The organism is Methanobacterium subterraneum, assembly GCF_002813695.1.
In the GTDB taxonomy this organism is placed as follows: Archaea; Methanobacteriota; Methanobacteria; order Methanobacteriales; family Methanobacteriaceae; genus Methanobacterium; species Methanobacterium subterraneum.
This window is the reverse complement of record NZ_CP017768.1, coordinates 1,532,485-1,558,107: the sequence shown is the minus strand read 5'-3', so window position 1 is coordinate 1,558,107 and position 25,623 is coordinate 1,532,485. Positions and strand designations below refer to the sequence as shown.

At 41.6% G+C, this 25,623-nt stretch carries 28 protein-coding genes; 24 read left to right on the top strand and 4 right to left on the bottom strand.

Going from position 1 to position 25,623, the window contains the following annotated elements; all coding sequences use genetic code 11:
• Positions 1-18 precede the first annotated feature (18 nt).
• Positions 19-1,251: a cation diffusion facilitator family transporter gene (locus BK009_RS07490; protein WP_100905590.1), complete on the top strand. Its 1,233-nt coding sequence runs from the start codon at positions 19-21 to the stop codon at positions 1,249-1,251.
• A 252-nt stretch (positions 1,252-1,503) separates the two neighbouring features.
• Here BK009_RS07490 and BK009_RS07485 read toward each other — a convergent pair whose 3' ends face one another.
• Together BK009_RS07485 and mmp10 are read right to left on the bottom strand one after the other, a co-directional pair.
• On the bottom strand, positions 1,504-2,838 hold the full coding sequence (locus BK009_RS07485; protein WP_100905591.1) for a methyl-coenzyme M reductase glutamine C-methyltransferase: 1,335 nt from the start codon (positions 2,836-2,838) through the stop codon (positions 1,504-1,506).
• A 123-nt stretch (positions 2,839-2,961) separates the two neighbouring features.
• Positions 2,962-4,212, bottom strand: a complete 1,251-nt coding sequence (mmp10, locus tag BK009_RS07480) for a methyl coenzyme M reductase-arginine methyltransferase Mmp10 (protein ID WP_100905592.1) — start codon at positions 4,210-4,212, stop codon at positions 2,962-2,964.
• Positions 4,213-4,498: 286 nt separating this feature from the next.
• Here mmp10 and mcrB point away from each other — a divergent pair, with 286 nt between their 5' ends.
• The 20 genes from mcrB (at position 4,499) to BK009_RS07380 (ending at position 19,968) form a co-directional block, all read left to right on the top strand.
• A complete protein-coding gene (gene mcrB, locus BK009_RS07475) occupies positions 4,499-5,830 on the top strand; it encodes a coenzyme-B sulfoethylthiotransferase subunit beta (protein ID WP_100905593.1) in 1,332 nt (443 codons plus the stop codon).
• Between the two features lie 32 nt (positions 5,831-5,862).
• Positions 5,863-6,297, top strand: coding sequence for a methyl-coenzyme M reductase operon protein D (mcrD, locus tag BK009_RS07470; RefSeq protein WP_100905594.1), 435 nt, complete (start codon positions 5,863-5,865; stop codon positions 6,295-6,297).
• A 2-nt stretch (positions 6,298-6,299) separates the two neighbouring features.
• The gene (mcrC, locus tag BK009_RS07465) at positions 6,300-6,896 is read left to right on the top strand and encodes a methyl-coenzyme M reductase I operon protein C (RefSeq protein ID WP_100905595.1); all 597 of its coding nucleotides are present in this window, start codon (positions 6,300-6,302) and stop codon (positions 6,894-6,896) included.
• 2 nt (positions 6,897-6,898) lie between these two features.
• Positions 6,899-7,648: a coenzyme-B sulfoethylthiotransferase subunit gamma gene (mcrG, locus tag BK009_RS07460; protein ID WP_100906717.1), complete on the top strand. Its 750-nt coding sequence runs from the start codon at positions 6,899-6,901 to the stop codon at positions 7,646-7,648.
• Between the two features lie 12 nt (positions 7,649-7,660).
• Complete coding sequence (gene mcrA, locus BK009_RS07455; RefSeq protein WP_100905596.1) at positions 7,661-9,316, top strand: coenzyme-B sulfoethylthiotransferase subunit alpha; 1,656 nt, start codon at positions 7,661-7,663, stop codon at positions 9,314-9,316.
• 53 nt (positions 9,317-9,369) lie between these two features.
• Complete coding sequence (gene mtrE / locus BK009_RS07450) at positions 9,370-10,257, top strand: tetrahydromethanopterin S-methyltransferase subunit E (RefSeq protein ID WP_100905597.1); 888 nt, start codon at positions 9,370-9,372, stop codon at positions 10,255-10,257.
• Between the two features lie 12 nt (positions 10,258-10,269).
• Positions 10,270-10,995, top strand: coding sequence for a tetrahydromethanopterin S-methyltransferase subunit D (mtrD, locus tag BK009_RS07445; RefSeq protein WP_100906718.1), 726 nt, complete (start codon positions 10,270-10,272; stop codon positions 10,993-10,995).
• Positions 10,995-11,807: a tetrahydromethanopterin S-methyltransferase subunit MtrC gene (gene mtrC, locus BK009_RS07440; protein ID WP_100905598.1), complete on the top strand. Its 813-nt coding sequence runs from the start codon at positions 10,995-10,997 to the stop codon at positions 11,805-11,807. The genes mtrD and mtrC overlap by 1 nt, the downstream gene beginning before the upstream one ends.
• Before the next feature lie 11 nt (positions 11,808-11,818).
• On the top strand, positions 11,819-12,121 hold the full coding sequence (locus BK009_RS07435) for a tetrahydromethanopterin S-methyltransferase subunit B (protein ID WP_100905599.1): 303 nt from the start codon (positions 11,819-11,821) through the stop codon (positions 12,119-12,121).
• Positions 12,122-12,133: 12 nt separating this feature from the next.
• Positions 12,134-12,853 (top strand): tetrahydromethanopterin S-methyltransferase subunit A, encoded by a 720-nt coding sequence (mtrA, locus tag BK009_RS07430; protein WP_100905600.1) that lies wholly within the window; start codon positions 12,134-12,136, stop codon positions 12,851-12,853.
• A gap of 12 nt (positions 12,854-12,865) precedes the next feature.
• Complete coding sequence (gene mtrF / locus BK009_RS07425) at positions 12,866-13,075, top strand: tetrahydromethanopterin S-methyltransferase subunit F (protein ID WP_100905601.1); 210 nt, start codon at positions 12,866-12,868, stop codon at positions 13,073-13,075.
• A gap of 4 nt (positions 13,076-13,079) precedes the next feature.
• A complete protein-coding gene (mtrG, locus tag BK009_RS07420) occupies positions 13,080-13,334 on the top strand; it encodes a tetrahydromethanopterin S-methyltransferase subunit MtrG (protein ID WP_100905602.1) in 255 nt (84 codons plus the stop codon).
• Positions 13,335-13,351: 17 nt separating this feature from the next.
• Positions 13,352-14,305, top strand: coding sequence for a tetrahydromethanopterin S-methyltransferase subunit H (gene mtrH / locus BK009_RS07415; RefSeq protein ID WP_100905603.1), 954 nt, complete (start codon positions 13,352-13,354; stop codon positions 14,303-14,305).
• A gap of 317 nt (positions 14,306-14,622) precedes the next feature.
• Positions 14,623-15,615 (top strand): calcium/sodium antiporter, encoded by a 993-nt coding sequence (locus BK009_RS07410; RefSeq protein ID WP_100905604.1) that lies wholly within the window; start codon positions 14,623-14,625, stop codon positions 15,613-15,615.
• Positions 15,616-15,657: 42 nt separating this feature from the next.
• A complete protein-coding gene (locus tag BK009_RS07405; RefSeq protein ID WP_100905605.1) occupies positions 15,658-16,089 on the top strand; it encodes a universal stress protein in 432 nt (143 codons plus the stop codon).
• Between the two features lie 227 nt (positions 16,090-16,316).
• Positions 16,317-17,789: a methanogenesis marker 14 protein gene (locus BK009_RS07400; protein WP_100909330.1), complete on the top strand. Its 1,473-nt coding sequence runs from the start codon at positions 16,317-16,319 to the stop codon at positions 17,787-17,789.
• Positions 17,790-18,122: 333 nt separating this feature from the next.
• Complete coding sequence (locus BK009_RS07395) at positions 18,123-18,413, top strand: ArsR/SmtB family transcription factor (protein ID WP_100905607.1); 291 nt, start codon at positions 18,123-18,125, stop codon at positions 18,411-18,413.
• A gap of 82 nt (positions 18,414-18,495) precedes the next feature.
• Complete coding sequence (locus BK009_RS07390) at positions 18,496-18,888, top strand: hypothetical protein (RefSeq protein WP_100905608.1); 393 nt, start codon at positions 18,496-18,498, stop codon at positions 18,886-18,888.
• Between the two features lie 203 nt (positions 18,889-19,091).
• On the top strand, positions 19,092-19,688 hold the full coding sequence (locus BK009_RS07385) for an NTP transferase domain-containing protein (protein WP_100909329.1): 597 nt from the start codon (positions 19,092-19,094) through the stop codon (positions 19,686-19,688).
• 4 nt (positions 19,689-19,692) lie between these two features.
• Positions 19,693-19,968 carry a PRC-barrel domain-containing protein gene (locus BK009_RS07380; protein WP_004031302.1) on the top strand — a complete coding sequence of 92 codons (276 nt, stop codon included), beginning with the start codon at positions 19,693-19,695 and terminating at the stop codon, positions 19,966-19,968.
• A gap of 383 nt (positions 19,969-20,351) precedes the next feature.
• On the opposite strand, the gene BK009_RS07375 is transcribed toward BK009_RS07380, so the two are convergent.
• On the bottom strand, positions 20,352-21,587 hold the full coding sequence (locus tag BK009_RS07375) for a SufB/SufD family protein (RefSeq protein WP_100905610.1): 1,236 nt from the start codon (positions 21,585-21,587) through the stop codon (positions 20,352-20,354).
• Positions 21,569-22,327 carry a Fe-S cluster assembly ATPase SufC gene (sufC, locus tag BK009_RS07370; protein WP_100906719.1) on the bottom strand — a complete coding sequence of 253 codons (759 nt, stop codon included), beginning with the start codon at positions 22,325-22,327 and terminating at the stop codon, positions 21,569-21,571. The genes BK009_RS07375 and sufC overlap by 19 nt, the downstream gene beginning before the upstream one ends.
• Before the next feature lie 495 nt (positions 22,328-22,822).
• Between sufC and BK009_RS07365 the strand changes: the two genes are divergently transcribed.
• From BK009_RS07365 to mvhA, 3 genes are read left to right on the top strand one after another with little or no spacing between them, the layout of a single operon-like run.
• Positions 22,823-23,269 (top strand): hydrogenase iron-sulfur subunit, encoded by a 447-nt coding sequence (locus BK009_RS07365; protein ID WP_100905611.1) that lies wholly within the window; start codon positions 22,823-22,825, stop codon positions 23,267-23,269.
• A 1-nt stretch (position 23,270) separates the two neighbouring features.
• Positions 23,271-24,200 carry an NADH-quinone oxidoreductase subunit B family protein gene (locus BK009_RS07360; protein ID WP_100909328.1) on the top strand — a complete coding sequence of 310 codons (930 nt, stop codon included), beginning with the start codon at positions 23,271-23,273 and terminating at the stop codon, positions 24,198-24,200.
• Positions 24,201-25,619: a F420-non-reducing hydrogenase subunit MvhA gene (gene mvhA / locus BK009_RS07355; protein WP_100909327.1), complete on the top strand. Its 1,419-nt coding sequence runs from the start codon at positions 24,201-24,203 to the stop codon at positions 25,617-25,619. It begins immediately after the preceding gene.
• The last annotated feature ends 4 nt before the right edge of the window (positions 25,620-25,623 follow it).

Genomic DNA, 25,623 nt, shown 5'->3' with positions numbered 1-25,623 from the left:
TTGTATAAAGGTAGTGTAATGGATAAAACGATCACAAACCGGTTAAAAAAGGATAGATTGAAAAGGGGAGAACGAGCAGCAAAATACTCCACCCTTACTAACCTGGCTCTCAGTATCATTAAAGGAGTTTTTGGAGTTTTATCAGGGAGTGTAGCCCTCATAGCTGATTCAATCCATTCTTTTTCCGATATATTTGCTTCTTTAGCGGTTTATATTGGGCTGAAACTATCCCAGAGAAAACCTGATGAAAAATTTCCCTATGGTTATTATAAGGCAGAAACAATGTCTTCTCTCATAATAGCCGTAATCATTCTTTTCAGTGGTTTGGAAATAGCATCAGAGTCTGTCCAGGGAATAATTAATCCCCAACCATTGAAATTACCCATCATTGCCATTTTAGTCGCTGTTCTTTCAGTCGCTGTTTCCCTCCTCCTGGCCCGTTACAAACAAAGGGTTGGTAATGAAATAGAATCTCCTGCACTCATTGGTGATGCTAAACATAGTCTTATTGATGTTTTTTCATCAGTACTGGTTTTTTTCGGAATAATATCATCATATATGGGTTATTTAAGCCTTCAAGGTGTAGTGGGATTGTTGGTGGCTTTGCTGATAATATGGATGGGTTTGAAGATTGGTAAAAATGCAGTGCTGGTACTCCTGGATGCATCCATTGATGCTGAAACAGTGCAAAGAATAAAAGATATAGCTTTGGGTGTGGATGGAGTTGAAGGGATTCATGAAGTTCGGGTGAGAAGTTCAGGACCTTATATGTTTGCTGAACTTCATCTGGAAACCAAAAAAAATTTATCGGTAGAAAAAGCACATGGAATATCTGATGAAGTTGAAAAACAAATCAGAGGGGAAGTTGGAAAGCTTGAAACACTTTTGGTTCAAGTGGAACCAGTTAAAAAAGATGTGATCCGGTTTGCACTACCAGTTGAAACCAGTGATGGTTTGCAATCAATTCCCTCAAATCATTTTGGTAAGGTTCCCTATTTTCTCATCTGGGATGTTCACCAGGGAGAAATAGAAAATTACCAGATCAAAGATAACCCTGCCCAGGACCTGGAAAAAAAGAGAGGTATAAAAACTGCTGAATTCCTGGTAAATGAAAAGATAGATGTGATTTTAGGGGATGAATTGGGTGAAGGTCCCAGATATGTCCTTTCTGAAAATGTTGTCCACTTTGCAAGTCCAGACGGTGACACTGTAAAAGAAATAATGGAAAATACTCGAAATATGGTTCTATAATGTTTTAGGATAAAAATTTGAGTTAAGATGCTGCTTCGGGGATTATTCCATCTGGTTGGAATTGAACTTTTGAAATAATAATCTTTATATTTAAAATTAGTATTTTTAAAATTAGCATTAATTGAAATTATTTTTGAGAATTTTTTTAGTATTGAGGTGTAATTTTTAGCTGTAATTCTATTTATTAATCTATTCCTTAATTAATCCTTTAATTGAAATTAATCCTTTAATTTAACCTTAATTTTGACATTCTTAGGATGTGGGATATTTTTTAATTAGATGGGTAACACTTTTTATATGATCTCCCTGGGATTTCACTTCATCCAAAAGGTTTTTCAGGAGATTTTGGGACATGGGAACTGGAAAACTTCTAAATATGTAGGATTCAACCATCAAGTCCAGGGCACGTTCTTCAGCAATGCTAAGGCCATGTCTTTTATACTTTAAACTATCCTGGAATAGAATGTTATCTTCCAGGGATAATTGGGACACTTCATCTCCCAGATCGGTTCCAGGGATTGGTTCGGCAATACTAACGAAGTAATCATCCAGCATCAGTTCATCGGCAAGATCCATGGTATCCTGGAACTCTTCCTCTTCTTCTCCAGGGTAGGCAACTATAAAAGAACCCGCAGTTTTCACTCCATGCTCACGGGCCATAGCCACTGCTTCACGGACCTGATCCACAGTGACTCCCTTTTTCATATGACGGAGAACCCGGTCACTACCGGATTCAATTCCAAAAAAAACCCATCCATTACTGTATTGATGGATAGCTTCTAAGATCTGGTCGCTAATTAAATCCACCCTTATATCTGGTATGGTTAGATTTTTAGGCCCAGTGAGGTTTGATATTTCACGTAAAAGCTCAATGAAGGCTTCTTCATCAACATTTTTGAACTTATTACTGCCATAAAGAGAACCAGTACCACCACTTATGGCGATTTTACGGACTCCTTTACTTAAAAGATATTTAACCTCATTTAGTATGTCTTCCAGGGAGCGGCTTCTCACTTCCCTGCCGAATAAGCAGGGAACACCACAGAAACCACAGTTACCAGGACAGCCACGATGAGTTTCCAAGTAAACATTAGCTCCTCTGATGTTTTCAGAAGAGATATCGGAAGGTACTAGTGGCAATGGTCTTTCAAGGGAGTGGGCAGTGCCTTTACCTGTGATAATAGTCTGCTCATCCTTTTTAAATGCCACTCCAGATACGTCCTTAAAGTCAGATACATTGGGTATTGGATTATTTTCAAAAACTTTTAATATATCATATAGGGTATTTTCACCCTCCCCTACCACCACCAGATCCACAGCTAAACAATCTAAAATCAATTGGGGGGAAAGTGTTACTGGACCTCCCACTATTTTAAAGGTATCCATTGATGATATTTCTTTTTGATATTTTAATAGATGGATGGTGGATTGTAGGCTGATAAAAACAATATCTGCATCAATAACCTCCCCAAATCCTTTTTGCAGTTTTACAGGGTAACCCTGTTCTTGAAGTATCCCTGCTATTAACAGAGCACCGTAACTGTAGAATTCAGGAGTTAAAACAGTTATTTTTAGATTTTTACTCATTATATCACATTATATCAACTGATTATAAACTAAACCCTACTAAGGTTAGGTATAAAAATTATTAAAATTATGGGGACTAAAAAATTATGGGGAATAAAAATGCATTGGTTCTTAAGGGAATTTTTAGTTTTTCCGCACACCGAAGAAGTTTATGGCTTCTATAAGGTCTTGGAAGGCTATTAACTCTGTTTTAAGCACATCTTCGCGGCTGAGGGTGCCGCTCATTTCTCCATCCACCGAAAGTTTGTCTGGGCCACGGGCTACTAACCGTTCCACCCCATCTCTGCTGAAAATCTCTTCGGCTTTCTTATCATAAACAAAAGCCCTACCGGGAATGATTACAGTCTCTTTAACGTCGGTAAGGTCCAGTTCTTCCAGGTCCTGTTGGGTGATTAGACATCCAATATCCTGATCTGCAGCCACCACATTCACCAGTGAAGAAGCTTCAACATGGTCAAAAATCCTTTCAATAAATGGTGCCGCCACTTTACTGCTTACTATGGTTGCTTCTGAAGTTACCTTGGATAATATGTCCAAGTACTCTCTATTTTTATCAAGTGAGATAGCAAAGGGGGCATCAGTTTCAGGGTCACAAAGTGGAGTGCCGGTAATCCGGAGGCCGAATTCCTTGTTAATGCTATGCACCATTTCCTCAAATTCTTTAAGGCTATGGGGTTCAACACCCTTAATTATAGGTTCGTTTCCAAGGATAAGGCCCTGATTGCGGAAGTTTGCAAATCTCATGAGAATGAGGGCTTTGGCTCCCCATTCTTCCAGTTTTGCACAGGTTTCAAACAGTTTATCCCCGTCGTTGACACCGGGAACTATTACTGAGGCTGCGTGCACATCACAGCTTTCGCAGAATATTTTAAGGGCGTCCAGGGATGCCTGAGGGCTGGGATCTCCCATCCACTTTTCCCTCATCTGTGAATCGGTGGAGAAAACTGTGTAAGTTACCTCGTCTACTCCATGGGAAAGGAGGTCATTGGCAGTTTTAGGGTTATCAATACCTTTTCCACTGGTATAACCCAAATGAATGGGAATATCCCACTGTGAAAATGCGGATGTTATTTCTAAAAGGTGAGGATAACAGCTTACATCTCCCCCACCGCTGATATTGACTTTTAAGTCCTGATCTCGATTATTTCCCATCATTAAAGAAGTTTGAACGGAACTTATAACTATAAATGGCTGAATAAAATCGTTTTTAGTCTCACGAACACCGTCAGTGCAATGATCACAACCAATGTGTCCTGGAAGGCAATGTTTACAACCTAAAGGATCTCCGTCTTTGACTTTTCTAAAATAACAGTATTTACAGAATCCCCTACAATCTTTACCGGGTATTCCACCCACATCTGCGATTATTTGCATGTTATCAACGCTTTATACGTCATTATGTAATAAAATAAGATATTATTGAATTTTCTCTGTGTTAGAGAACTAGTATTATACACCGAGATAAATTTACGAAATGGTCACTTATAAGTCTTTCTATTTGATTCAAGAAGAAAGTTTAATACATACCAAACAGTAAACGGAGACTCGTATATCAAATTGTACCATGGAGACTTTGAACTCCAACTGAACAGAATTATTTTCTGTTAAAACTTGAATTGGTGCAAATAATTGGTATGCAAGAATCTGTAGGAGGGAAAAAATGGCAAAGTTTGAAGATAAGGTCGACTTATACGACGACAGGGGTAATCTTGTCGAAGCAGAAGTCCCTATAGAAGCCTTGAGTCCATTGAGGAACCCTGCAATCAAAGCGATTGTACAAGGTATCAAAAGGACTGTAGCAGTGAACCTCGAAGGTACAGAAAATGCTTTGAAAACCGCAAAAGTCGGTGGACCAGCATGTAAGATACTGGGCCGAGAACTGGATCTAGACATAGTGGGGAACGCTGAAGCTATTGCAGCTAAAGCAAAAGAAATGATCCAGGTTGAGGAAGGCGACAACACCAAAGTAGAATTATTAGGTGGCGGGAAAAGGGCATTAGTCCAACTTCCAACCGCTCGGTTTGAAGCAGCAGCTGAATATTCAGCTACACCTCTGGTAACTGCCAATGCATTCATCCAGGCTATAATTGATGTGTGCGACGTCAACATGTATGACGCCAACATGGTTAAAGCAGCCATACTGGGAAGATACCCACAGTCAGTTGAGTATATGGGTGGAAACTTAGCAACCATGTTAGACATACCACAGAAACTGGAAGGCCCAGGTTACGCCCTGCGTAACATCATGGTTAACCACGTGGTAGCAGCAACTCTGAAAAACACCATGCAAACATCTGCTCTATCCGCTATTCTGGAACAATCAGCTATGTTTGAAATGGGTGACGCAGTAGGGGCATTTGAAAGAATGCACTTATTAGGGTTAGCATATCAGGGAATGAACGCTGACAACATGGTCTTTGACCTAGTTAAAGACAACGGTGCTGATGGTACTGTTGGATCCGTTATTTCATCTACGGTTGAAAGGGCCCAAGCCGACAAAGTCATCGGTATTGAAAAAGACCTGAATGGATTCAGTGTCTACGGAACTGACGACCTAGCAAAATGGAACGCATACGCCGCTGCAGGATTAATCGCAGCCACCATGGTAAACCAAGGTGCTGCACGTGCTGCTCAGGGTGTATCATCAACCATTCTATACTACAACGACATTCTAGAATTCGAAACTGGACTACCTAGCGTGGACTTCGGTCGAGCTGAAGGTGTAGCCGTTGGATTCTCGTTCTTCAGCCACTCTATATATGGTGGTGGAGGTCCTGGTATCTTTAACGGTAACCACATCGTAACTCGACACAGTAAAGGTTTCGCCATACCTTGTGTGGCAGCAGCCATGGCTTTAGACGCCGGTACACAGATGTTCTCACCTGAATCTACCTCCGGACTAATCAAAGAAGTGTTCAGTAAAGTGGACGAGTTCCGAGAACCACTGAAATACGTGAACGAAGCAGCAGCGGAGATTAAAAACCAAGTCTAAGAACAAATCCAAATTTGGGGGTAAATAACTAAATGGACATCGAAATTTTTCCGCACCGATTGTTAAGCGCTGATACTACTGAAAAGTTGTTAAACGACTTGGAAGAGTTAGATGGCGTAAAAAGAATGGTAATTCAAGGACAAAGACTTCCTCAAGATGAAGACAATCCTGACCAGCGAATCATCACCATTATGGGTGAAAAAGTTGACTTGCAGGTGAAAACAGGCCGTGTTTTAATGGAAATTGAGGGAGAAGAAACCATTGATGACGTGAAAGACATATGTGAAGATATTTTGCCCTTTGGTTACAATATACATGTTGGAACCTTCATAAGAAAGCAGAAGACCGTCACAGACGACATAAAGTATGGAGAATACGTTAAAGACCTACCGGATGAAATGGTGGGGTTGACCGATCAAAATGCGCAACTCAGTGAAAGAGCTACCATCATTAAAAAGAAGGATTAAAAATGATAGGCAAATGTACCCACGTAGTCGATTGTAGAGAAACAATGGGAATGGGCGAAGGAGGCGGAATCGCTCAGCGAGGGACATTTGCAGAGTGTGGAAATGAAGTACTGGCCATTGCAATGTCTCCGGGAAGGAGGCATATCACAAAACCAGTATGCGAAATAACCTTTGCACTGCGGGAAGCAAACATTTTGACCAGTACACTGGTCTTAAACGCAGGTGCAGGAGTACCTCAGGACGCACCCACTGCCGGTTCAGGCAGCCTGTTTGGACTGACTCCTAAGGAGAAAGAACAAATAGGAAGGTTTAAACTTGTGGTAGTGCATCTGGGAGGGGTTCGACATCACATTGTATACAAGGCTCGCCTTATTTTACGACATGTAAATCGGCCCTGTATTATTATATGCGAATACCCCGTGGACTTTGAGGATTTTGCAAAAATCGGTGTTAAAACCAAAGCAGTTATGCCCGAAGAACCTAAAACCAAAGGTGAAATTGTGGACATAATCAGCGGAGTTATAAGAGGAGAAACCTGTCCCCAAGAGAAATTGGATGAGATTATTAGAAAGGTGAGATTAGCATTAGGAGGTGCATGAATATGGCACAATACTACCCAGGAACCAGTAAGGTAGCAGAAAACCGAAGAAGATTCTGCGACCCAAATGTAGAATTAGAAAAATTAAGGGAGATCTCCGACGAAGATGTAGTAAAGATTTTAGGTCACAGAGCCCCTGGTGAAGAGTACCCCAGCGTACACCCACCTCTAGAAGAGATGGATGAACCAGATGATGCCATCCGTGAAATGGTTGAACCATTGGATGGTGCCAAAGCCGGTGACCGAGTAAGATACATACAGTTCGCAGACTCCATGTACTTTGCTCCAGCCCACCCCTTCTTAAGGTCTAGGGCTTACCTATGTAGATTTAGAGGAGCCGATGCAGGTACCCTGTCCGGACGACAAATTATCGAAACCCGTGAAAGAGATTTGGAAAAATACTCCAAAGAATTACTCGAAACGGATTTCTTCGACCCCGCCCGTACAGGTATCAGAGGAAAAACTGTGCACGGACACTCTCTGAGACTTGACGAAGACGGTATGATGTTTGATATGCTGCGAAGACAAGTCTTCAATAAATCCACTGGAAAAGTTGAATCAGTTAAGAACCAGATTGGTGATGAACTGGACGAACCAGTGATATTAGGAGAACCACTAGACGAAGCAACTCTCAAAGCAAAAACCACCATCTACCGTAAAGATGGTGAAGCTTACCGAGACGACGCTGACGCAGTAGAAGTACTGCACAGGATACACGTACTAAGATCCCAAGGTGGGTTCTGTCCTGAATAAGGAGGTGGAAAAATGGCTGACAAAATGTTTATAAGAGCATTAAAAGAAAAGTTCGAAGAAGCCCCTGACGAAAAAACAACCACCTTTTACAAGTATGGAGGATGGAAACAATCTGAAAGGAAGAGAGAATTCGTGGAAGCTGGTAAAGAAGTAGCAGCTAAACGTGGAATTCCTCAATACGACCCCGATGTGGGTACTCCTTTAGGACAGAGGGTTTTAATGCCCTACCAGATTTCCACAACCGACACCTTTGTAGAAGGTGACGACCTTCACTTCGTCAACAACGCTGCCATGCAACAGTTCTGGGATGATATCCGAAGAACTGTTATTGTGGGCTTAAACACAGCACACAATGTTATAGAAAAAAGATTAGGTAAAGAAGTTACCCCAGAAACCATTACCCACTACCTGGAAACTGTAAACCACGCTATGCCTGGTGCTGCAGTTGTTCAGGAGCACATGGTGGAAACCCACCCTCTACTAACTGCCGACAGTTACGTAAAAGTGTTCACTGGAAATGATGAAATCGCTGATGAAATTGACCAGAGATACGTCCTTAACATCAACGAAGAGTTCCCAGAAGAACAAGCTAACGTCTTGAAAGCAGAAGTAGGGGATGGAATGTGGACTGTGGTACGCATACCAACCATTGTATCCCGAACCTGTGACGGTGGTACCACCTCACGATGGTCTGCAATGCAAGTGGGTATGTCAATGATTTCTGCCTACAAACAGGCTGCTGGTGAAGCCGCTACCGGTGACTTCGCATACGCAGCTAAACACGCAGAAGTTATCCACATGGGTACTTACTTACCTGTAAGAAGAGCTAGAGGGGAAAACGAACCTGGAGGAATAGCCTTCGGTTTCCTGGCTGATATCTGTCAGTCCTCTCGAAAGTACTGGGAAGACCCTGTCCGGGTAACTCTGGACGTTGTGGCTTCAGGGGCCATGTTATACGACCAGATCTGGCTAGGTTCATACATGTCTGGTGGTGTTGGATTCACCCAATACGCAACCGCAGCATACACTGACAACATCCTTGACGACTTCACCTACTATGGTAAAGAATACGTTGAGGACAAATACGGTGGAGTATGCGAAGCACCAAACACTATGGAAACAGTGCTGGACGTAGCATCAGAAGTTACCTTCTACGGTCTTGAACAGTACGAAGAATTCCCAGCACTCTTAGAAGATCAGTTCGGTGGTTCACAGCGAGCTGCTGTAGTTGCTGCAGCATCTGGTTGTTCCACAGGATTCGCAACTGGAAACGGTCAAACTGGTTTAAGCGCATGGTACTTATCTATGTACTTGCACAAAGAACAGCACAGTCGACTTGGTTTCTATGGTTACGACCTGCAGGACCAGTGTGGTGCATCCAACGTATTCTCCATCCGTGGAGACGAAGGATTACCACTGGAACTACGTGGAGCTAACTACCCTAACTACGCTATGAACGTGGGTCACCAGGGTGAATACGCAGGTATTTCCCAGTCAGCTCACGCTGCCCGTGGAGATGCCTTTGTGCTTAACCCACTGGTCAAGATTGCCTTTGCAGACCCCAACCTGACCTTCGACTTTAGTGAAGTAAGGGCTGAATTTGCTAAAGGTGCACTAAGAGAATTCGAACCAGCCGGAGAAAGAGCTCTAATTTCCCCAGCCAAATAAATAGGTGTTTAAACACCTATTTTTTATTTATTTAAAAAAAAGGAGGATAAAATATGGACCCTACGAGTATGATCGCAGGATTAGGTGTTGTTGCTCTAATGGGTGCTGCCGCAACCATAGCTGGTGCCGCAGAGGACTTAGAGTCCGATGTAGGTTCACAGAGTAACCCCAACTCTCAGGTACAACTGGCACCCCAGATGGGCAACCTTCACAGAATGATAAACAAGGCTGTTTCAGGTGAACCTGTAGCCTTTGGTACATGGGCAGGTATTGCCGGTTCTGTAGCCTTTGTTCTTATGGGATCACTACAACTACCAGTTATAATGTCAATAGCTGGAGGAGCAGCTATAGCAGCTTTGGTTCACACCGTTTATGCCACAACATCTCATTTAGGAAGGATAGTAAGTCAATCACAATTTAATCAACCATTATTCCTGGATGTTGTAACCAGTCACCTGGGACCAATAGCTGGTCATGGATTTATCGTATCTTTCTGTATAGTAGGATTATCATACCTGATGACTTTAAGCTTACCAGGCTTTGCCCACCCCTTTGCACTGCCCTTCCTGGCAGTACTGTGGGGAATAACCATCGGTGCCATTGGTTCATCAACAGGAGACGTTCACTATGGTGCTGAAAGAGAATACCAACAGTACCCATTCGGTGGAGGTATCCCAGTAGCAATTCACGGTGACATAACCAGAAATGCAGAACTAGGTGCTCGAAACTCTATAGATGTAGTTTACTTCTGTGCCAAGTTTGGTGGACCTGTAACAGGATTTGCCTTTGGACTCATAGTATTCCTAAGCTTCTGGACCACAATAGTCTTTGGAGCTGCTGGAGGAGTAGTTGCAGGTTTAGTGATAGTCTTACTCTTAATATACATCAACAACCGAATCGAAGTATTTGCCAGAAACAAATACGGACCATATAGGGAATAAGGAGGTTTAATGATGGACCCATTAATAATGATAGGGGCTGTAACCGTTGCCGGAGCTCTTATTGGTGGAGGTGTACACTTCTTACCAGTAGGTGGTGCTCCAGCAGCTATAGCAACAGCTACAGGTGTGGGAACAGGTACAGCCATGTTAGCAGCTGGATCAGCTATGACTGGACTTATTACCGCAGCCGCCATGACCGGATCTCCATTATGGCTGATCCTGGCAGGAGGAGCCGTTGGTTCCATGCTGATGATCGGTGTCACCATGATGGTGGGTAACTGGGTATACGTATGGGGTGTAGGAACCGTACCCGCATCAGCAAAAGTGACAACAGATCCCATAACTAAATTTAATCAAGAAAAATATGTAACTCCAGGTACAGAAGGACACGGTATACCAACCGTATGTTTTGTAAGTGGAATAATCGGAGGACTTTTAGGAGGAATTGGTGGTGGACTAGCTTACTGGGCAGTTTACGAATCCCTGGTGACTTTACCAGCTTACGCTCCATTGGTCTCTGGACAAACATCCATAGCCGCAGCAATGGTTGCTGGAGTATTTGCTTTAGGATTGTTCTTTGTCAACTCAGTTATTGCTTCTTACAACATCGGAGGAACCATAGAAGGATTCCACGACCCTAAGTTCAAAAGACTTCCCAAGGGAGTTGTGGCTTGTCTAATCGCATCCATAGTCACTGGACTAATAGGAGTATTACTACTTAAAGGAGGTGTCTTCTAATGTCAGTAGCAGGAGGAGGAGGCGGTGAATCCGCAATCGACCCCAAAATGACCGCTGGTATTGGAATTATAGGCGGACTTATAGGTATATATGCTACTCCAATTAACCCTGTACTTGGCCCACTTCTAGCAGCATTAGGTGCTGTGTGTGCCATAGTTTGGGGTGCTGACGCCATAGCCAGAGTAGCCAGCTACGGATTAGGTACTGGTGTACCTTCCATTGGATACATGTCACTGGCAGTAGGTGTTATTGGTACCCTTGCCGGTCTTGCCGGCGGTATCATGATGGGCTCAGCCTACACCATGATAGCTCCATTACTGGGAGTAGTTCTATCAGTTATTCTCGGTGGAGTAATAGCCTTAATAGCTAAGAAGATAATAGGAATGAAAATACCAGTACTGGTAACCGGTACCATGGAACTAACTGCAGCAGCTGCACTATCCATTCTTGGATTCTCAGCAGCAATTGCCGGAAGTTACGCAATGGCACCAATATTAAAATCAGTGGTTGCCACCGGTTTCATTGGATTGCTCTTCATCATGAACACCATGGCTATTCAACACCCATTCAACGCCTGTTTAGGACCTCAAGAAGACAGAACACGAACCCTTAAACTGGCAGCATCCACAGGTTTCATATCCATGGCCATAGTAGGTCTATTGGGAATGGGATCTTCCAAAGCATGGTGGGTTATTGCCATCATAGGTGCTTTAGCCTGGTTCATATCCCTAAGGATGTTCTTACAAGCATCCAAAGATGATGCAGCATCTGTGGCATGGTCTGGTATGTGGCCTAAAGAGGAGGAACACTAGGAGGAATAAAAATGGAAATGTTACCATTAGTCAAAGTAGTTCCTGAAATGAACCTAACCCTTGACCCCACCACAGGTATGATCGGTGCGGCTTTAGGCAGAGATGTCGTCATCGTATCCATGGATGGAGTAAACGAACAATTAAATGAATTAGAGGTTGCAGTAGAAGACTTATACACAGCCCTAGATCCAACTACCGTGTCTGAAGGTTCCTATCCTGGAAGGGAAGGAACATACATGATGGCCGGTACATTAACCAACATGGTTTATGGATTTATATTAGGACTTGTGCTACTGCTGGCCCTATTGTTATAGGAGGTGTTAAAGTTGGCTGAAAAGAAATCACCAGCAGAAGGATGGCCTGTAATAAACGGGGACTACGTAGTAGGCGACCCAGAAAGTCCTGTTGCAGCCACAACACTAGCTTCCCATATTGAACAGATTGCAGTAGATGCCGGAGCAGCAATATCCGGACCCTGCAAAACTGAAAACTTAGGGATCGAGAAGATGCTTGCAAACCTCATCTCAAACCCTAATATACGCTTTTTGATCCTAACTGGATCAGAAGTGCAGGGACACATCACTGGTCAGAGTATTGAAGCTCTCCACGAAAATGGTGTTGACCCTGAAAAGAGGAAGATAGTCGGTGCAACCGGGGCCATTCCCTTTATAGAAAATATACCCGATGAAGGAATCGAACGATTCCAACAGCAAATGGAAATTGTAAGCATAATTGACGTAGAGGACGCTGCTACCATACAGTCCAAAGTCAAAGAGTGCATTGACAAAGATCCAGGAGCTTTCGAAGAAGAAGCAATGGTTATTGAAGTGGAAGAAGATGGAGAAGAAGAAGAAGGTGAAGAAATACCACCAGTTGCTCCTGAAACCGCTTTAATCGAAGCACGAATGCGTAACATCCAGACCCAGGTTAAATCCATAGGTGGTCTGCAGAGGATGAACGCAGGTATGTACTCCGGAAAAGTTCAGGGAATAATGATAGGCCTAGTCTTCATCCTGACCATTGGAACCATACTGCTCTTGAAATAATGGGGGTTTTAGATGTTAATATCAAACAAACCTAATATTCGAGGCATAAGAAAAGTAGCAGCAGATGTAAAATACCGAACCCAACTTATTGGAAGGGATCAGAGACTGTTTTCAGGAATCATGGCCACCAGGATTTATGGTATGGCACTGGGATTCATCCTGGCAGCTCTTCTGGTAGGTCTTCCAGTTGTATGGGTATTAATGACCAGTCAGGGGGCCTAATAAAATGGCTGACGAAGAAAAAACCGTTATACCTCGCGTTATCGTCCCTGCAGAAGAATACAACAATGCTAATGAAAGATTAGACGAGATGGATGAAAAGGTTGAATTCACCTGGGGTGAAATGAACCAGAGAATCGGTCAACAAGTTGGCAGGGATATTGGTATTTTATACGGAATAATAATAGGACTAATAATCCTGTTCGTGGCATTCAAAGTAGTGAAAGTAGGAGCAATCCTATCCACCTTTGGAGGAGTCTAATTCAAGGAGGTTTACTTATGATAAGGTTTGACAAAGAACAAGTGGTTATAGATGTAGCTGGTGTCAAAGTAGGTGGACAGCCAGGCGAATACCCCACCGTTTTAGCTGGAACCATATTTTATGGTGGACATAATATAATAGAAGATGATAAAGCAGGAGTTTTTGACAAAGACAAAGCAGAAGCCCTGATAAACACCATGGTAGAAATGCAAGACGTGACTGGAAATCCATGTATCGTCCAGACCTTCGGTCAAACACCCGAAGCAATAGTTAAATATCTGGAATTCGTGGGTGAAGTATGTGAAGCGCCATTCATGATTGATTCAACTTCCGCAGAAGCTAAAGTTGCCGGTGCAAAATACGCTGATGAAGCAGGACTAGCTGAAAGAGCTATATACAACTCCATCAACATGGCTTCCGAAGCTGATGAACTGCAAGCTGTTGCAGACACTGACATCTCTTCATCTATCGTTCTAGGATTTAACCCCATGGAACCAGGTGTAGAAGGTAAAATCAACATCTGGGAAAACGGTGGAAGTGTTCTAGATACCGGACTTATGGAAATGGCTGAAGGATGTGGAATCACCAAACCATTCATGGACGTTGCTATAACTCCATTAGGACAAGGTGCAGGACCTGCCCTCAGAACTTCATATGCTGTCAAAAGTAAATGGGGATTACCTGTGGGAAGTGGTATCCACAACGTGCCATCTGCATGGGACTGGCTACGAGGATACAAAAAACCAGTGGAAAAAGGTGGACAAGGGCATGCTGAAGCTTGGCCTGTTTGTGACGTAGGATCCAACCTCATCCAGCAAGCTGTTGGAGGGGACTTCGTACTATTCGGTCCTATCGAAAACGCTACAATGGCATTCCCAGCTTGTGGTATGGCTGATATCTTCATGGCTGAAGCAGCTAAAGATATCGGAACCGAACCTGTGGAAGAACACCCATTCTTCAAACTGTTATAGGCGTAATACGCCTATATCAAATATTTTTTTTTATTATTTGTATGATTTATCAATCTTTGATCAATTACTAAAAATTTATTTATCTTTGTTAAGAACCAAACTGGGGCATATTCTTCCTTTTTATCTCTGGAACTAAATTTTCAATCATCAGATTATTAAAAAGCAACAAATAAAAAGTTTATATGCAATGGGCTATCAATTATATTGTATTTCATTGATTAATATTACTAGATGTAATCTGGATGAATAATTATTGAAAGTGATGGAAATACAAAGTTATATATGTTGGAAAACGGAAACCCTATTCCGGTGATAATGTGTTGGAAGTAGTCATACTAATCGTAGCATTAATTGTATCCCTGATCATTGTAATTAAATCAGCTGATGTCTTCGTTGATAACATCGTGGAAATAGGATTGGCATTGGGTATATCAGAAATCATATTAGGGGTCACCGCTTCGGCAATAGGGACTTCTCTGCCGGAATTCGGATCTGCTATGATTGCCATTCTCACCGGAACACCGGACATGGGTGTGGGTGTTGCTATTGGGGCTAATATCTGGAATATAGGTGGAATATTGGGAATATCCGCAATTTTTGCAGGGTTAATCACCACTCAAGGTGAAGAGCTGCGCAGAGATGGAGTGATGGCTTTTTTAACCGCGCTTGTATTAGTTGTTTCTTTATTCTTAATTGGAAATATTTCCTTTGTTTTAGGGATTATCCTAATTTTCATGTATGTAGTGTATTTATGGATTTTAATCAGAGCCCAGAAAAACAATAAAAATAAAGAAATTGAATGTTGTGACATAAGCGAAGAAACGTCTCAAGAAGGCAAATCTCAAGACAGTAAAAAATCTCTAAATACTAAAACTATTATATTTGCTGTTCTTGGATTGGTAGGTTTAGCCATCGGTTGCCGAGCAATAGTTTACTGTACAGTTGAACTTTCAACAATGGCCAACATTTCTGAAGGATTAGCCGGGATATTACTAGCATTTGGAACCACAACCCCTGAATTTTTCACAGTTTTGTCCTCGGCCAAGAAGGGCTTGAACAGTCTGGCCATAGGAACGGTGTTTGGAAGTAACATTTTCAACATCCTTATAGGACTGGGAATACCTGCATTATTTGTTAACATTCCAGTTGAACCAATTACTACCTATTTTGATGCTCCGGTGATGGTTCTAATAACACTACTCCTCTTACTTCTAATAAAACGGGGAATGAAGCTTAGTCGGGTTGAAGGAGTAATTCTGGTTCTGGCGTATGTAATATATATGTTCACCCGACTGTTCTTTATTATGTGAATGCCCATTTGTACTAGATAAAGTTGATATGAGGGATTAAAAATGTACGAAAAAATAATGGTTGCCACCATGGGCGAATACATGGACGAAATCATAGAACATACCTTGGATATTATTCAGGAAAGAGAGACAGAGGTCATAGGTATTTATGTAGTGGAGACATCAGTACCTTTTTTAACACCTAAAAAAGTTAAACAGATGATGGCTACTGAACTTAGAAGCAGAGGCACGGAAATCCTGGATAGTTTGAGACAAGAGTTCCAGTCACCCCAGCATTACATGGTAAACTTTAAAGGAGTAATGTGTGAGGGTAATCCTGCAGATGAGATTGTAAAGGTGGCTGAAGAGGAAAATGTTGACTTGATAGTACTGGGAACCGGTAAAAACATCGTGGATAAACGTTTACTGGGAAGTGTTTCCGAAAAAGTAGTACATTCAGCTCCATGTACCATTCTCCTGGTTCGAACCAGTTAAAAAGGAAGTAAAGTATAATTATCAGGTTATTTTTCCTGAACTTTTTTCTTCCAAATTTACAGTTTTTTTTCATTAAATCATCCTTTTTTTATGAAATCATTAAACTTCACCTTCAGGAGTGAATAATCTAGTTACATATAAAGTTTATTTTCATAATCAATTCACAATGTTTATATTCATTTTCGATAAACTTATTTTGTATTAAGATTATGAATTGGGGGATCAAGTTGTCATTTATCAAAAAACTATTAGGATTAGGCCCAAAACCCGTTATTGCAAAAAGCAGATACATTACCATTGAAGAAGCTAAAATGGCGCCTTTTACCAAGAAATCTGTTGGCCGAGGTTATGGTGCTATTATGCGTCCTGATGAATATTACATTGTGGGATCAGTGGAGTTGGGAAATACCACCACCAAGTGCATCCTTACTGCAACTAACCTCAATACCAGCCGAACATATTTACTGGATAAGACAGTGAAAATGACCCGGGACATCAGACCACCTAAAAAGGGTGAAAAAGTTTTTGGAGAGACAGTATGGCATGTGGAGCTTACCAATGAATCAGTCTCTGATCTGGTCAAAGATACTATTCTCGAATCTGTGGAGCGTTCCCAGATAAACATAGAAGATGATTTGGATTTCGTGGTCCGTTCAACTGGGGTCACTGCTGGTTTTGCCTCGCCCAAAGAAGTGGGAGAACTCATCATTGCCCTGGCCAATGGTTGCCTGGAGGCAGGGATACCACCCAGGAAGATGTCTCCGTCAATTTCCAAGGACAGTTTGCCAAAAAATTTACAGGATTTCACCCTCCTAGATAAAGTCATGTTCGACGGTGCGGTGGTAAGTGTAGTTCCACCAACAGGTAGAGCAGTGGTAGCAAATGAAATGGAAGGAGAACTGGTAACTGCAGGTATAAAAGCAGGTGCCAAATGGACTGATCTAGATTATCGTAATCCCTGTATTTCCATGGATTTTGGAACCACACTGGCTGGTAGGATAGTTAACAATGATGAACCCTACGCTAGGACTGTGGGAAACTTCTGTGGGCTGGCTGGGGCCATATCCGATGCCATCATTAGGGGAACCGAAAAAGTGGATAGGCGGGGTGGTGCAGCTTTAGACCTTTACAAGAAGGACATACTGAAAAAAGCAGATTGGAAAGCAGCTGAAGAGTTTGCTATGCGTGCCCACGAACATGTGGACATACGGAAAGTTCCAGAAGGAAGGGAAAGATTTGGAACTGTCCCGGTGGATCCTCAAGCGGCATATGATGCTGGAACCACCCTTATTGGCTGTGATGTGGGTAAAGATGGTGATGCAATCCCAGAACTCACCAAACTGGGCCATGAAATAATAGAATCAACTGACATTCACACCCTCTTTGCCACACTAGATCATGTCAGTGCCAACGTGGTTAAAAGACTGATAGTGGAGGCAGCTGATGAAGGAGTTATCATGGAAGGATCACTCCTGGGAGTCACTGGTAGGGCCGGTATCACTGGCCGCAAACCAGAATTGATCTTAGAATTTGCAAAGGACTATTTCGAAAATGTTATATTTGTCTCAGATGCCCTTGCATTGGGATCAGCAGTGATGGCCAGATGTATGAATTCCATGGGAACACCACACATACCACTGGGCGGTAGGCAGGGAGGACCCTGCATACTGGGACAGAGGAGAAAATTACAGAAAAAATAGAACAGGATATGAAATGTAGTTATCGACAACTAAATGATTTTAAATACATAGGTTAAAAATCTTGATTTATTTAGGGTTAGGGGATGATTACTGAACCAATATTTATTGGAACTAATAGTAGTTCCTAACTCAAGATACATAATTCAAATATTAGGAGTTTCAAGATTCCTATCCCTATTTTTATTTTTATAAACTAGAACCGCATACAGCCTTAAAATTTTGTTAAGATTCTATTTTGACAATTAAACATGGATTAATTAAGGAACTAAACTATTTTAAGAACTAAGATCATATTTGATTCATCCAAGGTTATCTTTAAGATTTGTGATTGTCATGAAAAGAATTTTATGGTATTTGATTGCTGGTAGTAAGGGGGGAGTTAACAGGGCCAGAATAATCAAAACCCTTCATGATAGGCCATACAATGTCAATCAACTTTCTAAAGAACTTGATCTTGATTATAAAACCATTAAACATCATATAAAAGTCTTAGAAGATCATGATATCATTTTTAACTCCACTGGGGAGAAGAAATATGGGGCAATGTATTTTTTATCAAATCGTATGGAAGAAAATTACCCCATCTTCCTGGATATTCTAAGTAAAATGAATCACAGTGGGTAAATAAATAAAATCATTATTGGAAAAATAAAATATTCAATAAAATATTTAATATTATACTTTAAATCAGTATAGAGGTGATGTAATGCAAGCAGGAGGACTTGGAGAGCCTGGAGGGTCTGGGTATCATGGAGGAAATGGAACCGGAATGGGTGGGGGAAATGGAACTGGAGTAGGGCCGATCAACGTCGACAACTCCCAATTAATTACCATTGATGTTGTACTGGGAATTGCCAACATCTGCCTTTTATTGATTCTACTGTACATGTACATAGGCAGTTACCGAAAATTCAAATCTCAATTCACCTTTGGACTAGTTGCATTTGCAATGTTACTCCTCCTGCAAAATGCACTATTCACAGGTTTTTTATTACTTCACGAAGGTTTTAAAGGTCCTGGAATGGGCAGTCCCATATTCTTTTTAAACACAATAGAATTCTTTGCCCTATCTGTACTAATTGGAGTTACCAGGGAATAAGTCAGGGGATAGGTCTGGAAGTAATAGTCATTCTAGAAATTACCCAACCCATCATTCTTTTTAACTCCAATCTTTCCAGCGTCTAATAACCTTTTTTCATTTAAAAATACATTTTTTTCAATGAATAGTTGATTACTAAAAGATCATAAAGGAAAATAAAGGAACGGAAATTTTTTAAATAATAAACTCGGGATAATGGTAAGATGGTAATAGCTCTTTTAATGGCTGGTGGGAAGGGTACCCGGATGAATTCGACCCTGGAAAAGCCCATGACAATGGTTAATGGAAAAACCCTCATTGGACATGTACTCAGTGCATTGCAGGGTTCATCCCTAGTTGATGAAATAATAGTAGCCACCAGTCATCATTCTCCTGAAACCACACTTCATATTAAAAATCTTGGTTTCAGAATTTTAGAAACTCCAGGGAAAGGGTATGTGGAAGATCTTTCATTTATACTCTCCCATGATGATTTTCAGGATGAAATAATACTTACCATAACTGCTGATTTACCACTCATCACCTGTGAGATCATAGACCTGGTTCTGGAAGAGTACCAAAAATCATCCCCACCAGCCATGTCGGTGATGGTGCCGGTGGAAATATTCCGTGAACATGATCTCCAGGCCAGTTTGGTGCTGGAGAATCTGGTTCCCTCTGGATTAAATATATTAAGGGGGAAGGATACAGAACAAGATGAGGAAGTTCTAGTCCTCGATAAAATTGAACTGGCATTAAATATTAATAGCCCCGAGGACATAATATGCCTAGAGAAACTAAGGGGAAACTCTAGAAGGTGAGGTCATGGTTGAGAAAGAAGAAAGGAAACTCATAAAAGGGGAAGAAAAAGTTTGGAGTGAAATAAAGGGCTATCAGGTGGCTACTAATAATGCCCGTATCCTGGGAGAGCTCGAAGAACTTATTATCAATGACAGAACTGGTAAAATAACTGATGTGGTCATTAAAGTAGATAAAGGAAGGAACGTTACAGTTAAAGGTTCTAAACAGAAAGGAGACACTTTACTGGTACCATTCGGTAAAGTGGAAAAAGTGGGTGAATTCATTATCATTTCTGAATAAATCCCCTTTTATACCCCTTATATTTTATCAATTTAAGTTTTAAATCCAATTATTTTGAATTATCATTTCAGTACATATTATATAATTCTCATTTGAGGCGCCCATTTTGATTAAAATATTAACAAATCTTAAATCTTATAACTTCATTTCATGTAAAATAATTAAATATTAGTAAGTTTTCCCTATATCCCTCTTATCACTACAGAATATTAATAATATGGTCATTATGAGTTACCTAATATTTTTAATATTTTTTAATAAAGTTGAAGTTAAAACAGAAAAAATGGATTTATAAGAATAAAATAAAGAAGGAAAATAAATTCGTCAATAAAAAATAAGGGAGGAATCCCTTAATTTAAAGCATTCATTTTACAATCTCTTTATTACATTCCTTTTAAACTCTGGTCCATCATTCTTTTGGTTTCGGCTGCCAGTTCAGGTGGAAGGCCAGCTATATCAATGCTCAGGAATCCTCTGACAATCATGGATGCTGCTTCTTCTTCACTTAAACCTCGGGACATGAGGTAAAGCACTTCTGCCTCGTCAATTTTGCCTACTGCAGCCTCGTGGGATAATTCCAGTTCCGTGGAGGAACCTTCCAGTTCAGGTACAGCGTATATCATTGAATCATCTGATAAAACCAGCCCGTGGCATTCCAGGTGCCCTTTAACATTCTTGGCCCTTCCTGCCAAGTGGCCTCTGGCATAAATCTGGGACTGGTCTTTGGAAACAGACCGGGAGATCATTTCAGTGCTACAACCCTCACCTTCTAAGATAACCCGTGAACCCATATCCAGGACTGATTCCTTTTGACCGCCAAGTATGGACTGGAAAACAACCTTGGAATTATTACCAGTACAATATGCGGTAGGATAAGACTGAATACTTCTAACAGGGCTGGTGAGGATGTAATTACTGATGTAGGTAGAATCATCTCCCACAATTACTCCGGTACGGGGTCGTACATCAACCTGTTCTGCCCAGTTATGCACCATGGTAAAGGTGATCTTGGCTCCTCTTTTAAGGTAAAATTCAGAAACCCCCACGTGTAAAGCCGAGGTAACATCTTCTCCTGTTGCACATCCGGTTATAATATGTAGTTCAGAATTTTCTTCAGCAATGATTACATTATGTGCAGTTTGCATAACCTTTTCATCCCCAATGAACATGCAGGCCTGAAGGGGGAAAACTTCTTTAGAACCAGGGAGGGATCGTATGAAATAACCTCCAAAACCCCCTGCTTCTGATTCTCTGAGTGCAGTCTGCGCTGTGTATTTATCAGTATCCGGCGCCACAGCCTTCCACATATAATCCTTTAACCAGCCGTATTTATCCAGAGCAACATTCATACCCATTATTTCCACAGATTCGGAAGTACAGGTACTACACACTCCACTTTGATCTACCTGAACGAAGGTACCTGATCTTTCTTCTTCATTGGGGTCTACTCCCACTTTCAGGAGTGTTTCCTGCACTTTTTTGGGAACCTCATTTGCTCTGGAAACCTGCTCATGTTCACCTGCTTCTTCTATGATGAATTTTTCCAGGTCAATATCTTCACCGTAGAGTGCTTTCTTTTCTTTAGCTTTCTCGGCGCGCTTTAGTGTATTTTGCAACATTCCACACACCCCTTAAATCCTTCTTTTCTTATATCTTCAATTATCTCAGCGGGGTTTCCTGAACAGGCAATTTTACCGTCCATAAGCACATGGGCTGTGTCTGCAGCCACAAAATTAAGGATGTAACCTAAATGGGTTATTAAAAGCCCGGATTTTTCCCTTAAACCTGGTTTTTTGTTCTTATCCAGTAGAACATTTATTTCTTCTGCCAGGAGCTCCACATTTTCAATATCCACACCAGAATCTGGTTCGTCAAACATTATGAAGTCCGGTTCCTGGGCTAAAAGTTGTAATATCTCTGATCGCTTGACTTCTCCCCCGGAAAAACCAAGGTTAACATCCCTAGCCAAAAATCTTTCATCGAACTTGAGTTTATGAACCAGATCCATCATCTCAGGGCTGAGGTCTTTTTCAGCATCCCTTTCTCCGTGTTCGAGTTTTAAAAGATCACCCAGTCTCACTCCCCGGATGGAGGGGGGATTTTGGAAACTAACCCCAAATCCTTTCCTTACCCTTTCAGTGGTTGAAAGGTTGGTTATATCTTCCCCTTTGAAGATAATCTCTCCACGGGTTACTTTGTACTTGGGAAAACCCAAAAGGGCCATAAAAAGAGTACTTTTACCAGCTCCATTGGGTCCTAAGAGTACGTGTGTTTCTCCTTTGCCTATATACAGGTCTACATCGGTGAGAATTTCTTTTCCGCTTACTTCCACTGCCAGATCAGTTATTTCCAGTAGCAGTTTAACCACCACCATTTTTTAGTTTTTTTATTGTATTAACGATAGAATATAGTAGATGTGATATAACACACCTTATATTTTATATGGACTTATTTCCTTATAATAGTATGAGAAAATTCACTTGAATCAAATGATATCAATTAAGGGATACCATTCAACATAAAAGCTCTATTCACTATTCAAATATAGTATTAAAGTCTTTTAAAGATTTAAATTATTAGTAAGTAAACAAATCATCCATTCAAATTTAGATCAGTTTTTCCGGAATATCTGTAAAAATAAAAAGCTTGATTATATGTTATTGTATAATATAACCGGATTTAATTTGCCATGGTACCGATCAAAGCATTGTAACCAATATTAAAAAATCTAATTTTGTTGTTCCCATATATAAGTTTTTCGAATTTGTTTTTGAAGTAACCTTTATAATAACTATTCCTAAATGCATATAATGTACAATAATATGGTACACCGACAAAGCTAGGAGGAAAGCCAATGGCTGAGGATGATGTTAAGATCGTAATGTTTTGTTGTAACTGGTGCTCCTACGGTGGAGCAGACACCGCAGGAACCGCAAGGATGCAGTATCCTCCAAATGTGCGGGTCATCAGAGTAATGTGCTCTGGAAGAATTGAACCCCAGTTCGTGTTAAAAGCCTTCCGAGAAGGCGCCGACGGGGTCATTGTGGCCGGCTGTCACCATGGAGACTGCCACTACGACGCAGGAAACTACAAATTAGACCGTAGAATGAGATTAATCTACAATTTAGCAGATGGAATGGGAATCGGAAGAGAAAGGATTCACCATGACTGGATATCTGCATCAGAAGGGGAAAAATTCGCAGAAACCGTCAAAATGATGGTTGAACGTATAACTGCTCTGGGCCCATCCCCTCTAAAGGCACAATTAGAAGCTCCAGAAGAATCAGAGATGGAGGCCTAAAATGGCAGAAAAAGTTAAACTAGGAAACGTTTGGCTCAGCGTATGTTCTGGATGTGAATTATCCATTGCAGATATACACGAAGCCATAGTGGATGTTCTGGGATTAGCAGATTTCGAATTCATGCCTGTTCTCATGGACACTAAATACGATGAATGGACCGACGTAGACGTGGCCATAGTTACCGGAGGTATCAGAAACGATGAAAACCGGGAACTGGCACTTAAAGTAAGGGAAAAAGCAAAGGTAGTCATTGGATATGGTACATGTGCTGCTTACGGAGGAATCTTTGGACTGGGAAACCTACACACAGTTGATGATTTAACTCAAGAGGCTTACATCAATTCAGAGAGTACCTACAACGATGAGGAAATAATACCCAGTGAAGGAGTACCTCATCTGGAAAGCAGAGTAAGACCACTAACTGATGTTATTGATGTGGATTTACTCCTACCTGGCTGCCCACCACGATCTGATCTGGTTGCCCAGATTATAATGGCTCTCTTGAAAGGAGAAGAATTACCTGAACTACCACAAACCAACCTTTGTGAAGTTTGTCCCAGGGAAAAACCACCAGAAGGAATGGCAATGGATAGAATTATCCGCCAGTTCGAACTGGGAGAACCAGAACCAGAAATGTGCCTAGTACCCCAGGGATTGGTGTGCATGGGACCGGCTACAATTTCCATCTGTGGAGCAGAATGTCCCTCAATTGGAATTCAGTGCCGTGGATGCTACGGACCTACCTTCAATGTAGTGGATCAGGGTGCTAAAATGATCAGTGCCATAGGCTCTGACTTTGGTGTGGAACAGGATAAAACTGTGGACCCTGAAGAAGTAGCCAATGAACTGGATGATATTGTCGGAACTTTCTATACCTACACACTCCCAGCGGCTTTAGTACCCGCAAAGGTGAAAAAGGAGGGTAAATAAATGGTTACACTGAAAATGGAACCCGTGACCAGGATTGAAGGTCACGCCAAAATCACAGTGGACCTGGATGATGCAGGAAACGTCCAGGACACCAAACTCCACGTTATGGAATTCCGTGGATTTGAAAAATTCCTGCAGGGAAGAAACATCGAAGAGGTACCTCGAATCGTACCTCGAATCTGTGGTATCTGTGATGTACAGCACCACCTGGCCGCAGCAAAAGCTGTTGATGCCTGCTTCGGATTCCAACCTGATGATATTCTCCCAACTGCCTACCAAATGAGGGAACTCATGAGCTGGGGTTCTGTAATGCACTCCCACGCTCTGCACTTCTATTTCCTGGCAGCACCGGACTTCATAGCTGGTAAAGACAGAAAAACCAGGAACGTTTTCCAAATAGTTAAAGACGCTCCTGAAGCAGCTTTACAGGCAATCGAACTCCGAAAAAACGCTTTAGATATTATAAAAGCCACAGGTGGACGACCTATACACCCAACATCCTCCACTCCAGGTGGTATTTCCACCAGTCTGGATGACGAAACCCAGAAAGACCTTCTGAAGAAGGCTCAGAGGAATGTTGAATTATCTGTAGCCACCCTTGACCTGGCTAAACCAATATTTGAAGAAAACCTAGATCTGGTAAAAACCTTAGGTTACGTGGAAACTTACCACACTGGACTGGTTAAAAACGGCGTATGGGATATGTACGACGGAAACGTCCGTATGAATGATAAAGAAGGAAACAAATACGTTGAATTTGCACCTTCCGATTACTTGGACTACATTGCTGAAAAAGTTAAACCTTATTCCTGGTTGAAATTCCCATACATCAAAGACCTGGGATACCCAGACGGGGTATACCGTGTTGCTCCTCTTTCAAGACTTAACGTGGCCGACAAAATGCCTGACGCCGCACCATTAGCACAGGAAGCATTAAATGAATTCAGAGGCCTCTTCGGATACGCCCATGAACCATTACTCTTCCACTGGGCACGGTTAATTGAATTATTAGCCGCAGCAGAATGTGCAGCTGACGCTCTGGAAGGAGACTTATCTGGACAGAAATTCCCAGATGCTCTGGAAAGAACTGCTGGTGAAGGTGTAGGTATCGTGGAAGCATCCCGTGGAACACTAACACACCACTACGCCTGTGACGAGAACGGACTGGTTACCAAAGCCAACATTGTTGTGGCAACCATCCAGAACAACCCTGCTATGGAAATGGGTATCCAGAAAGTAGCTCAAGACTATATAAAACCAGGAGTAGAAGTAGACGACAAGATCTTCAATTTAATGGAGATGGTTATCCGGGCATACGACCCATGTCTATCCTGTGCAACCCACACCATCGACAGTCAAATGAGACTGGCCACTCTTGAAGTGTACGATAGCGAGGGACACCTCGTTAAAAGGATTTAAATAC